This window comes from Lelliottia sp. 7254-16, assembly GCF_002922995.1.
GTDB lineage: Bacteria > Pseudomonadota > Gammaproteobacteria > Enterobacterales > Enterobacteriaceae > Enterobacter > Enterobacter jeotgali.
On record NZ_PQVS01000001.1, the window covers coordinates 560,269 to 572,671 of the forward strand.

Below are 12,403 nucleotides of genomic sequence, written 5' to 3' on the forward strand. Positions count from 1 at the left end.
AAAAACCGGGAAATTTACGGTTGTCGTCGTCCGGTGAGCCATTCAACGGCCTGCACCAGCAGCCCGTCCTGGCCTTTCGCAGCCACCAGCTGGAGCGAGACCGGGCGTCCGTGTAGGTCGCCCACGGTCAGGGTAATGGCCGGATGACCGCTGAGATTGAACGGGCGAACCAGGCGCGTGAGATTCACCACGCTAAGAGGATCGGCGGCTTCCTCAAGCGTCGGCGGCAGCTCGGGCAGCGTCGCCAGCGCCAGTAGCGGGGTTTTTGCGAGCAGTGCGTCAACCTGTGCGGTGAACTCGGTGCGTATTTGCTCGGCAGAATCCAACGCGTTGGCGCTGACATCCGCTCCAGCGCGGATACGCGAGGCGACGTCCGGCGAAACCTTGTTGCTCGCCAGCAGCGGGCTGAACGCCTGCCAGTTTTCATGGCTGATGAGGGTCAGCCCGGCGCGATGGGCATCATCCAGATTGGGGAGTTCGGCCTTTTGCGGCGCGATACCCTGCTGTTCAAGGAAACGGAGAAGTATCGCGTCAATCTCTGCGCTGGCAGCCGGGATAAACGACATCGCCGGTAGCGCGTTCAGCGGTTCGCCAACGGGGACACCGAGACGCGTCATCGCCTGGCGTAAAACGGCGGCGTCGCTCGCAAATACCCCGACGCAGTCGAGTGAGCTTTGCGCGGGCATCACGCCGTGACGGCTTAGGACGCCGTAGCCGGGTTTGAATCCCAGAATGCCGCAGCAGGCCGCAGGCATTCTGACCGATCCGCCGGTGTCGGTGCCGAGGGAGAAATCGACTTCACCGGAGGCGACCACGGCGGCTGAACCGCTGGACGAGCCGCCCGGGATCAGTGCCGGATAACGGGGATTCACCGGCGTGCCGCTCCAGGGATTGATCCCGGTGACGCCAAACGCCAGCTCATGCAGCGTGGTTTTGCCCGTCAACTGGCAGTTTTGTGCCAGCAGCGCAGCGACGACGCTGGCGTGCTGTGGCGCGACGGGATTGTGCTCCAGCGCAGGACAACCTGCGCGAGTTTGATGTCCGGCGATATCCAGAGTGTCTTTCACCGCGAATCGCAGGTCGCCCTTGCCGAGGACAAATTGCTCAACGTAACCATTGCTCTCATAAACTGGCTTCATGATTAATACCTTGACCAGAAAAAGTGAATCATATTCAGGCGGACAGTCAGTGCTGTCTTTTTGTCCTGACTAACGTTAGGTCAATCATGGAAGAATTAGATGAAAATTCAAGTAATCTTTCACGTTAATTTCACGTTGATGCAACATTTAATTAACCTTTGACTCTGCAAGGTTACTGATTCAGGGTGATGAAAAATAAGACAAAACGGCGGGAAACAGAAAGCCGTGTCGCTCTGAGCATTGAGAGCGACATAAGCTTTTTACTATTGAAATTACAGAGAGTTAGAGAGAAAGACTACGGAGTTCACAAATTTGTCATCGGATAATTTGACCTCACAGTTCGTTGAGGTTATCCAGCACTTTGGCGAGTGAAAGATTCATCTTGTCGACCTGTGACACACTCATCCCTTTGAAGCCTTTTTCGAACACTTTTTGGGTCAGAGCGTAGGCCTCTTCCACTTTTTTTCGACCGGCGTCGGTAAGCATCACTTCGGTGACGCGCGCATCCTGTTCGCTGCTGGCGGTCGTGACCAGACCGTCATCGCGCAGCCGCCCAACGATTTTGGTGATGGTCGGCATTTTGGCCATCGCGTATTCAGAAATTTGCGAAATACTGGCCTTGCCGTACTGGTGCGTGACCATCAAAACACGAAAGCGAGAGACGTCTAGCTGGGCTTTTTTTAGTGTAATTTCCATGATTTGCGTATAACGCGCATAGACATTCACGATCCAGTAAAACGGAAACTCTTCGCGATGAAAGCTGGGATCGTCAGGCGTGCCGTCCGGGGTATTTTTTATTGTTGTCATGCGTTTCCTTACCAAAAAAAGCGTCAGATTGAACGATTATACCCTGCGAATCTGCGGCAGCTAAGCGTATCAGTGAGGCTGCTGAATCGTATAAGAGATCCCGATCGCATTATGATTCAAAAATGATAAGTAATTAACAATTACGTATCATTTTTTACACATTGCATTGACGATTAGGGTGGCTATTTTCTATACCCTAAATAATTCGAGTTGCGGGAAGGCGGCAAGCGTGGGAATCCCCAGGAGCTTACTTAAGTAAGTGACTGGGGTGAGCAGGCGCAGCCAACGCACCTGCAACTTGAAGTATGACGGGTATATACGTTAGCGGACCTGTACGACAATTCTAATAATCGCAATGTGGAGCATTTCATGAACGAACGTTCTTCTGTGGAGCAGACGCGCCCGCCGTCGTCTGCGCCCGACGCTCTGGACCCTCGCCAGCAGGCCGTGATCAAAAAGCTGTTTCGTCGGCTGATCGTTTTTTTATTTATTCTGTTTGTTTTCTCCTACCTCGATCGCATTAACATTGGCTTTGCCGGCCTGACGATGGGCAAAGATCTGGGCCTGACCAGCACCATGTTTGGCCTCGCCACCACCCTGTTCTACGTGATGTATGTCATTTGCGGCATTCCCAGCAATATCATGCTGAGTATCGTCGGCGCACGGCGCTGGATTGCAGTGCTGATGGTCATCTGGGGGATTGCCTCTACCGCCACCATGTTCGCCACCGGGCCGAACAGCCTGTACGTCCTGAGAATGCTGGTCGGGATTGCCGAAGCGGGCTTTTTACCGGGCCTGTTGCTGTATTTAACCTTCTGGTTCCCCGCGCATTATCGTGCCCGCGCTAATGCCCTGTTTATGATTGCGATGCCCGTGACTATGGCGCTTGGCTCGCTGGCCTCCGGCTTTATCCTCAACATGGACGGCCTGCTGAATCTGAAGGGCTGGCAGTGGCTGTTCCTGCTGGAAGGCTTCCCGTCCGTGCTGTTGGGCCTGGTGGTCTGGTTCTGGCTGGATGACAGTCCGGCGAAGGCCAAATGGCTAACCGAGGACGACAAAGCCTGCCTGAATGAGATGCTTGAGGCGGATAAAATCGCCGCCAGCAAAGTGCAAACCGCCGCGAATGTCGGGCTGATACCGCAGCGCAGCGTGGCGCGAGAGCTGTTCACGCCAATAATTATTCTCTACACGGTGGCCTATTTCTGCCTGACCAACACCCTTAGCGCGCTCAGCGTCTGGACGCCGCTGATCCTGCGCAGCTTCAACGAGACCAGCAGCAACGTGACAATTGGTTTGCTGAGCGCCATCCCGCAGGTGTGTACGATTGTGGCAATGGTGTGGTGGAGTAAGCGTTCGGACCGACTGAACGAGCGCAAAATCCACACGCTGCTGCCGTATCTGTTCGCCGCCGCTGGCTGGATGTTGACCGCCTCCAGCACACATCCGCTGCTACAGTTCACCGGGATCGTGATGGCCTCGGCGGGCGCGTTTGCCGCGATGGTGATCTTCTGGACCACACCGGATCGCTTTATCTCCCTGCGCGCGCGTGCCGTCGGGATTGCGGTGATCAACGCCACCGGGATGACCGGTGCGGCGCTGGGGCCGCTGCTGATGGGCTGGATGAAAGACGTCACCGGCAACTTCAACGCCGGGATCTTTATGGTGGCCGGGTTCCTGGTACTGGGCGCGTTGATTATCGCCCTGATCCCGATGACCAAAACCGTGGCGCAGAAAGCTGCCGCCCCACTCTCGACTTGACTTATTTTGTGATAAAGGTACTTTTCAGGACATGAAGAAAATCCTGATTATCGTCCCTGACGGCGGCATGTTGTTCGAAGCCGCCGGTATCGCAGACATTCTGATGCAGGCCAACCAGCTCCACACGGAAGGCCTCGCTCAGCCTCGCTATCGCATTATTATCGCCACCACCCAGCCGCATCAGGTGATACACGGTCAGTCCGGGTTAAACCTGCTGGCGGATTATCGCCTGCCGGAACTTGATCCGCGCGAGCCGCTCGACACCATCATTATCACCGGTCGCGGAATGAATGAACTGGAGAGCACTGCGGTAGTGGACTGGCTGCATCTTGCCGCTCCTCACGCCCGACGCATCGCCTCGATTTGCGGCGGCGCAATGCTGCTGGCGCAAAGTGGTTTACTGGACGGTCGCCGCGCTACCACTCACTGGCGACTGCTGGACACAATGCAAAAAACCTGGCCGAAGATCAAAGTCGAAGGCGGCCCGCTGTATATTCAGGACGGACACATCTGGACCTCCGGCGGCGTAAGCTCGGGATTTGATCTCACCCTGGCACTGGTCGAAGAAGATTACGGATTTACCCTCGCCCGCGACGTTGCTCAGGATCTGGTGATGTACCTGCGCCGCCCCGGCGGTCAGCTGCAGTTCAGCCGCTACAACCTGCGCCAGTCCAGCAGTTCCGGCCCGGTTAGTGAATTGCAGGCCTGGATTCTGAACAACATTACTGCCGATCTCTGCGTTGAGAAACTGGCTGAACAGGCGGCCATGAGCCCGCGCAATTTCACCCGCGTCTTTACCCGAGAAACCGGTGCTTCTCCTGCTCGCTATGTGATGGAAGCTCGCCTCGCTGCTGCCCGTCAGCTCCTTGAACAAACCAGCGAACCGCTGGAGCGCATCGCCGAGCAGAGTGGATTTGGCAGCAGCATCAATTTACGCCGCGTCTTTGAAAAACAGCTCCACCTCACTCCCGGCGAGTATCGCCAGCGCTTCCACTGCCGTAAAATGGCGTAATGTGATCCTTTTTTGTCATTTACGCCATTGCGCCTGAAGCCTACAGTTGATTCCAGAAAACATCGATAAGGAGTCAATCATGGTTAAGATCGGTATTAATGGTTTCGGCAGAATTGGACGCAACTTCCTGCGCGCCGCGCTCGGTAATGCGGATATTCAGATTGTGGCAATTAACGATCTGACGGACAGCAAAACCCTCGCTCACCTGCTGAAATACGATTCTCTGCTGGGCACACTCTCTGCGTCAGTTGAGGCGGGTGACCGTTACTTGCAGGTCGATGGCAAACAGATTACGGTCTTCAGCGAACGTGACCCGGCAAACATTCCGTGGCGCAGTGTCGGGGTAGATATCGTGATTGAGGCGACCGGTTTCTTCACCGACCGTGAAAATGCGGCGGTACATATCGAGAAAGGTGGCGCAAAACGGGTCATCATTTCCGCACCGGGTAAAAACGACGATTTGACCGTGGTGATGGGCGTGAACGATGGACTGTACGATCCGGCTCAGCATTTTGTGGTCAGCAACGGCAGTTGTACCACCAACGGCCTCGCCCCGGCGGCGCAGGTACTGCATCAGCATTTCGGCATTGAACATGGTCTGATGAATACCACCCACGCCTACACCAACAGCCAGGCGCTGCACGACCAGCCGGAAAAAGATCTGCGCGGCGCCCGTGCCGCTGCACTGTCGATTGTCCCCTACTCCAGCGGCGCGGCGAAAGCGCTCGGGAAAGTGATCCCAGAGCTTGATGGGCGTCTGACCGGGTATTCCCTGCGCGTGCCAGTGCCCGTGGTGTCGATTGTCGATCTGACGGTGACGCTGAGCCGGGAAGTCACGGTTGAAGCGGTGAATAACGCGTTTCGTGAAGCTGCGTCTGCGGGGCCACTGAAAGGGATTCTGGGTTACAGCGATGAGCCGCTGGTGTCGAGCGATTATCAGGGCGATCCGCGCTCATCCATTATCGACGGGCTTTCCACGCTGGTGATTGGCGGCAACATGGTGAAAATTCTGGCGTGGTATGACAACGAATGGGGCTTCTCGAATCGCCTGGTGGATTTGGCGGTGCTGATGGAGAGGAAAGGGTTGTAAGTAGAAAATCCGGGTGGCGGCTACGCCTTACCCGGCCTACAAATACATCTCGCTCTGATGCCCGGAGCCAATCAAAATGTCGGCTGGCGGCTGCGCCTTACCCGGCCTACAAATACATCTCGCTCTGATGCCCGGAGTTAATCAAAATGTCGGCTGGCAGCTACGCCTTACCCGGCCTACAAATACATCTCGCTCTGATGCCCGGAGCCAATCAAAATGTCGGGTGGCGGCTACGCCTTACCCGGCCTACAAATACATCTCGCTCTGTTGCCCGGAGCCAATCAAAATGTCGGGTGGCGGCTACGCCTTACCCGGCCTACAAATACGTCTCGCTCTGATGCCCGGAGCCAATCAAAATGTCGGGTGGCGGCTGCGCCTTACCCGGCCTACAACGACATCTCGCTTTCGTAGGCCCGGTAAGCGCAGCGCCACCGGGCAGTTTTTACGCCGCTTTAACCCGCACACCCATCAACACAATCACCATAGCGCTGACCAGCAATAATCCGCTTCCGGCGAAGACGCCGCTGGCACCGTTGAGGTCAAATATCGCTCCACCGCCTGCGGCACCCGCACCGATGGCGAACTGAATAGACGCCACCAGCAGACCGCCCGCGCTTTCGGCTTCGTCCGGTACCGTCGTCGCCAGCCAGGTTGACCAGCCGACTGGCACCAGGCCGAAGGCAAAGCCCCAGAGCGCCACCAACAGACCGTCCAGCATTGCCAGGTGACCGAACGCCACCATCATGAGTGCAAGGACTCCCATCGCAAACGGCACCAGTGCCAGCGTCAGGCGTAAATTGCGCGCCAGCAGATGGCCGGCAATCGAGGTACCGACAAAATTGGCGAGCCCAAACCCGAGCAGAATCAACGAAATGCTCTCGACGCTGGCCTGTCCGACGGTTTCGAGGAAGGGGCGCAGGTAGGTGAAGAAGGCAAAGTGGCCGCTAAAAATAAGCACCGTTGCCAGCAGTCCGCCAATCATCCCCGGACGACGCAGCACGCGCAGCAAGGTTCCCAGGCTGCCGCTACTTTCCGGTTTCATTGACGGGAGGACCCATAACTGCCAGAGCAGCGCCACGATGCTCGGCAAAATGCACAGGATAAAGACATTGCGCCAGCCGATCAGGCTGCCGAGATAGCTGCCAAGCGGCGCGGCGACGACGGTTGCGATCGACACGCTGGAGAAGATGATCGCCAGCGCTTTCGGCACTTTATCGGCAGGCACCAGGCGCATCGCCGTGGCGGTCGACATCGCCCAAAATCCACCGATAGCGATGCCCAACAGTAAGCGTCCCATCAGCAGCACCTGTAAATTAGGTGCGAAGGCCACCAGCAGGCTGGAGATAATCTGCAGCACGGAGAAAAACATCAGCACCCAGCGGCGGTCGATGCTTTTAGTGGCGGAGGTGATGAGCAGCCCGGTCACCAGCGCGACCAGCGCAGTCGCGGTTACCGCTTGTCCGGCCATCCCCTCACTGACGCCAAGACTGGCGGCCATCGGTGTTAACAAACTGGCGGGTAAAAACTCCGCCGTGATCAGGCCAAATACCCCCAGTCCCAGTGAATAGACCGCGCGCCAGGCGGGTTTGGCGGGCGCTATGGCCTCGCTTGCCGCGATACTTGAATTCATCTGTTGCTCTCCAGTTAGAAAAATGTGACAAACATCGCAAAAGCATAGAGTGTTCCCCGTGGACGATCTATGACATATAATCTTCACTTATTGATAATTCGTCCGGAGTTGTGCCGATGCCCGTTCAGTCGCCCGATTTAATCAGTGAGCTTTTGCGTGGGATGCGCCTCTCCGGAGTGAAATATCGCCGGATAGAAGCCAGCGCACCTTTTGGCGTGGCATTCAGCCAGGCACCCGGCAAGGCGCAGTTTCATTTCGTCAGCCACGGCTCGGCGGTGTTACGCATGGAGAGCGGCGCAACTTTTCATCTCAACAGCGGCGATGCGCTGTTTATCCCCAACGGCAATGCCCACGCTCTGTTATCGGACGAAAATGCCAGCGTCACACCGGTACAGGCCTTTCCCAGCGAGCCGATTTGCAACTCCGTCTGCGCCATCACCTGTGAGCCGTGCCCGGAAAGCGAGCACACGGTAATATTCAGTGGATGTATGGATTTCGAACTGGGGGGGATGCAGCCACTGATCAAAGCGATGCCGGAAGTGATGATGGTGAGCCGTCTGATGTCGACCTGGCCGGAGATCCACCCGCTGCTGGCGGCGATGGAGCGCGAGTCTATGACCCGTCAAGTCGGGTTCGCCGGGATTTTGGCGCGGCTTGCCGACGTTGTCGCGGCGCTGATCGTACGCGGTTGGGTTGAAGCGGGCTGCGGTAAAGCCACGGGCTGGGTACAGGTGTTACGCGATCCGCGCCTAAGCCGTGCGATTTACGCCATGCATCAGCAGCCAGGTGTGAACTGGAGCGTGGCGGAGCTTGCCAAAGAGGCTGGTACGTCGCGTTCAGTGTTTGCTGAGCGCTTTTTGTCGGCGACCGGCACGACGCCAGCGAAATATTTGAGTGAACTGCGGATGCGCCTGGCGATTCAGTACATTCGTCACGAACATCAGGCGATTGAAACGGTGGCGTTACGTCTGGGATATGGATCGTTGGCGGCGTTTAGCCGGGCGTTTAAACGTATTGTCGGCCATGCGCCGGGCACGCTGCGGGAAACCAGCCAGACCCCCGAAGAGGTCTGACTGGCGCGAGTTAGAAGTAATATTTGAAGCGGACGCGTCCGCCATAGCGGTCGTCGTTATTGCCGTCGCCGTCGTTCGGGTGCGCCTCCACCCAGGACGCATAAGCCCCAAGATAGATATTAAAGTTCTTCATTTTCATCACGTTCGGGATGAGATACGACGCGTGAATAGTGTGGATATCGTAATCGCCCGGATCGGTTATCCAGCAGTCGTCATCGCAGTTATCGAACACATTTGCTGAGTTGAATTTATCCACCTCGTTGTGGGCGTAGATGTAACCCAACTCGACGTTGTGCCACAGGGCGTTGGTCCCGGCGGTGAAGTCGGTTTCATCCGTGGCGTCCATATAGGCGGTGTTGAGATTGACGACCACCCCGTTTTCAGGATCGGTTTTTTGCCCGTTCCAGGTCAGTGTAAAACCGTAGCCGGTGCGGTCTGACTGATCGACCCACTGCCCGGACGCGTCGCGATAGCCGTAGGCGTTGTTGACGAGGTTACTCTCCATCGCCACCGCCGTGGAAAGGCGTCCGCTCTGCCAGGAAATGACCGGACGCACGTACGCCACGTTTTTATCGTTATCAAGATCGACACCGTGATACTGCTTATCGACGAACAGGGTGCTGCCGTTTTCCAGCAGGGTGTTGACCTCGAAATACCAGTTATCAAGCGTTTTGCTCATCAGGAAATTACCGCCGCTGTCGCTACGGCCCCGTCCTTCTTTCATCATGTAGATATAACCGTAGCCGTCGCTATACAGATCGTTCGCAGTATTTCCGGAGTACTCGATAAAAGTATCCTGGTTAAGCGGGAACATATCATAGGCTTCAAAGCGCCCCACTTTGACCTTCCAGTTATTTTCGTTGCCGAAGAAGAATATGGCATCATCGAGATTCATTTTACCGCCAAGGTCCGCCAATGGCTGAACTGAGAATCCGGCAAAATTACCGCCATCCATACGACGATAACCGTCGAAGCCTAATAAGATGCGGCCATTAATATCCCAGCGTTCATTATTTCCTGATGCCCAGTCCTTATTCGCACTTGTTTTTATCGATGTTAATGCTCCGGTTCGGCTCGCAGCATCCATATTAAATTCGACGTCGCCATACATTTTAATATCACCGTACCCCGATAGCGTCAGCTTCGGTAATGCAGATGCAGTGACTGGTTCGGCGGATTCCACCGTGACGGAGGGTTGGCTTTTTGCCGCCAGCGTCTGGTGCTGCTGGAGTTGTTCAATTTGAGCTTCGGCTTTCTCTGCCCGGTTTTCCGCCTTTTCCAGACGCGCTTCGAGTTGTGCCAGTTTGTCTTCCAGACTCGGCGTGTTGTGTGCGGCGTAGGCTCCGCCAAAACAGAGTGTACTGACGGCTAAAGCAATAAACTTTATTCTCATGGATTCCTTCCTGATAATTATGACGACCAATAAAAAGCAATATTTCGCCTAATCATCGACTTGTAATCCATTACGTTTTTTCATCACATAGTTATGTTTTTTAATTTATGTGATCGCGGAGCGTGAAACAGATATATTTGCACCCGCATCGCGCGTGTTCGATCACAATTATAATTACGGCAACACGTAACCACCAAATAACACATTCAACAATTCGACTTATTATTGATTAATTATAGATTGGGTAAATGCCTTATTATCCCGCCAGGTTCTGGCAGGTAAAAAATCTGGTTTTGCGCAAAACGGGATATCCGACACACGAAAACCGTCAGATTCGTCTAAGGTTTTCAGGTGGATAAAAAGGAGAAAAACCAATGACGAGACCCGAAATACGCCCGCTCGCGCTGCGCGTGGCGTTAGGAGGCGCACTGATGAGTGTCGCCGCACTGAGCTTCGCAGACACCTTACCTCCCATGCAGAAACAGTCGCCGGATATCCTGCTCGGCCCGCTGTTTAGCGACGTACAAAGTGCCAAATTATTCCCCGATCAAAAAACCTTCGCCGACGCGGTGCCCAAAAGCGATCCGCTGATGATCCTCGCGGATTACCGGATGCAGCATCAGCAACGCGGCTTTGATCTGCGCCACTTCGTTGATATGAATTTTACCCTGCCATCTGAAGGCGAAAAATATGTCCCTCCTGCCGGGCAGAATTTACGTGAACATATCGACGGCTTATGGCCTGTTTTAACCCGCACTACCGACAAAGCTGATAAATGGGATTCCCTGCTGCCGCTACCCAAGCCTTATGTCGTGCCGGGCGGGCGTTTCCGCGAGGTCTATTATTGGGATAGCTATTTCACCATGCTCGGACTTGCCGAGAGCGATCACTGGGACAAAATCAGCGATATGGTGGCGAACTTCGGCTATGAGCTGGACAATTTCGGTCATATTCCCAACGGCAATCGCAGCTACTACCTGAGCCGTTCGCAGCCACCGTTCTTCGCGCTGATGGTCGAACTGCTGGCGACGCACGATAAAGACGCGCTGAAAACTTACCTGCCGCAGATGGAAAAAGAGTACACCTACTGGATGGAAGGCGTGGAGACGCTGCAGCCGGGCCAGGCCAATAAACGGGTGGTGAAACTGGACGATGGCTCCGTTCTGAACCGCTACTGGGACGATCGCGATACGCCGCGCCCTGAATCCTGGCTCGATGACGTAACCACCGCCAAAAATAACCCGAACCGCCCGGCAACCGAAATCTACCGAGACTTACGTTCTGCTGCCGCCTCCGGCTGGGACTTTAGCTCGCGCTGGATGGACGATCCGCAAAAACTTGGCACTATTCGCACCACCAGCATCGTGCCGGTCGATCTCAACGCCCTGTTGTTCAAAATGGAAAAACTGCTCGCTAAAGCCAGCCAGGAAGCGGGCGATACTGAGCGCGCGAACCGCTATGAAACGCTGGCAAATGCGCGACAAAAAGCGATTGAGAGTCACTTGTGGAATGAAAAAGAGGGCTGGTACGCCGATTACGATCTGAAAAGCAAAAAGGTGCGTAATCAGCTGACCGCCGCTGCTTTGTTCCCGTTGTACGTAAATGTTGCGTCAAAAGAGCGGGCGGATAAAGTCGCCAGTGCCACCGCTTCTCGCCTGCTGAAACCGGGTGGCGTGTCTACCACCACCATCAACAGCGGGCAACAATGGGATGCCCCGAACGGCTGGGCACCGTTGCAATGGGTGGCCGCCGAGGGGCTGCAAAACTACGGTCATAAGAAAGTGGCGATGGACGTCACCTGGCGTTTCCTGACCAACGTGCAGCACACCTACGATCGCGAGCAGAAACTGGTGGAGAAATATGACGTGTCGACCACCGGTACCGGCGGAGGCGGAGGGGAATACCCACTGCAGGACGGTTTTGGCTGGACCAACGGGGTGACGCTGAAAATGCTGGATTTAGTCTGTCCGAAAGAGAAACCGTGCGACAGTCTTCCTGCGACGCAGCCCGCTGCGAATGATGATGTGGCGCCTGCGCAGAAGAGTGCGGCGCAGTAGGATTGCGCGGTGCGGTCTGGTCCCCTCACCCCAGCCCTCTCCCTGTACGGTCCGGGGACATGGTAGACAGGTGTTCGGGGACATGGTGAACACTATTTAACATCCTTTACCCATGGTGATCGACTTTTTCTTCAGGTCGATCACCCCCACTTTCGTGCTGTACCACCACACCTCATAACAGCCATCTTCAGCCCCTTCCTTCAGTCCCACATATTCACCCCTGAACGCTTTTCCTGCCTTCAGCGTTACCCCTCTCAGGCTCAGCTTTCCGCTGATATCCACTTTCCTGACCATCACGCCCTCGTCGTATTCCGGGAGTTCAGCGTGACTGTTGTACTGCCGCGCTGATGGCTGATACCGCGAAGCGGGCACTGCCATATCCAGCGAGGTGTGCGGCCGTTCAAGGTTATAGACGTTGCGCCAGTGGTCAAAGGCACGCTGCAG

At 55.6% G+C, this 12,403-nt stretch carries 9 protein-coding genes and 1 pseudogene; 5 read left to right on the forward strand and 5 right to left on the reverse strand.

Annotation, left to right across the window (positions count from 1 at the left end; all coding sequences use genetic code 11):
• Positions 1 to 14 precede the first annotated feature (14 nt).
• Positions 15 to 1,139 carry an amidase gene (locus tag C3708_RS02720; RefSeq protein ID WP_103949368.1) on the reverse strand — a complete coding sequence of 375 codons (1,125 nt, stop codon included), beginning with the start codon at positions 1,137 to 1,139 and terminating at the stop codon, positions 15 to 17.
• A 333-nt stretch (positions 1,140 to 1,472) separates the two neighbouring features.
• Positions 1,473 to 1,946, reverse strand: a complete 474-nt coding sequence (locus tag C3708_RS02725; protein WP_103949369.1) for a MarR family winged helix-turn-helix transcriptional regulator — start codon at positions 1,944 to 1,946, stop codon at positions 1,473 to 1,475.
• Positions 1,947 to 2,315: 369 nt separating this feature from the next.
• On the opposite strand from C3708_RS02725, the gene hpaX reads away from it, so the two are divergent.
• The 3 genes from hpaX (at position 2,316) to gap (ending at position 5,806) form a co-directional block, all read left to right on the forward strand.
• On the forward strand, positions 2,316 to 3,704 hold the full coding sequence (gene hpaX / locus C3708_RS02730) for a 4-hydroxyphenylacetate permease (RefSeq protein ID WP_095282312.1): 1,389 nt from the start codon (positions 2,316 to 2,318) through the stop codon (positions 3,702 to 3,704).
• A gap of 31 nt (positions 3,705 to 3,735) precedes the next feature.
• Positions 3,736 to 4,716, forward strand: coding sequence for a GlxA family transcriptional regulator (locus C3708_RS02735; protein ID WP_095282313.1), 981 nt, complete (start codon positions 3,736 to 3,738; stop codon positions 4,714 to 4,716).
• A gap of 79 nt (positions 4,717 to 4,795) precedes the next feature.
• Positions 4,796 to 5,806, forward strand: a complete 1,011-nt coding sequence (gene gap, locus C3708_RS02740) for a type I glyceraldehyde-3-phosphate dehydrogenase (protein WP_103949370.1) — start codon at positions 4,796 to 4,798, stop codon at positions 5,804 to 5,806.
• A gap of 442 nt (positions 5,807 to 6,248) precedes the next feature.
• On the opposite strand, the gene C3708_RS02745 is transcribed toward gap, so the two are convergent.
• Positions 6,249 to 7,436: an MFS transporter gene (locus C3708_RS02745; RefSeq protein ID WP_095282315.1), complete on the reverse strand. Its 1,188-nt coding sequence runs from the start codon at positions 7,434 to 7,436 to the stop codon at positions 6,249 to 6,251.
• Between the two features lie 116 nt (positions 7,437 to 7,552).
• On the opposite strand from C3708_RS02745, the gene C3708_RS02750 reads away from it, so the two are divergent.
• A complete protein-coding gene (locus C3708_RS02750) occupies positions 7,553 to 8,509 on the forward strand; it encodes an AraC family transcriptional regulator (protein ID WP_103946048.1) in 957 nt (318 codons plus the stop codon).
• A 10-nt stretch (positions 8,510 to 8,519) separates the two neighbouring features.
• On the opposite strand, the gene C3708_RS02755 is transcribed toward C3708_RS02750, so the two are convergent.
• On the reverse strand, positions 8,520 to 9,902 hold the full coding sequence (locus C3708_RS02755) for a carbohydrate porin (RefSeq protein ID WP_095282317.1): 1,383 nt from the start codon (positions 9,900 to 9,902) through the stop codon (positions 8,520 to 8,522).
• A 374-nt stretch (positions 9,903 to 10,276) separates the two neighbouring features.
• Between C3708_RS02755 and C3708_RS02760 the strand changes: the two genes are divergently transcribed.
• Complete coding sequence (locus tag C3708_RS02760) at positions 10,277 to 11,959, forward strand: alpha,alpha-trehalase (protein ID WP_103949371.1); 1,683 nt, start codon at positions 10,277 to 10,279, stop codon at positions 11,957 to 11,959.
• A gap of 96 nt (positions 11,960 to 12,055) precedes the next feature.
• Here the strand turns inward: C3708_RS02760 and C3708_RS02765 are convergent.
• Positions 12,056 to 12,403: pseudogene (locus C3708_RS02765) on the reverse strand (IS481 family transposase); the annotation flags it as partial.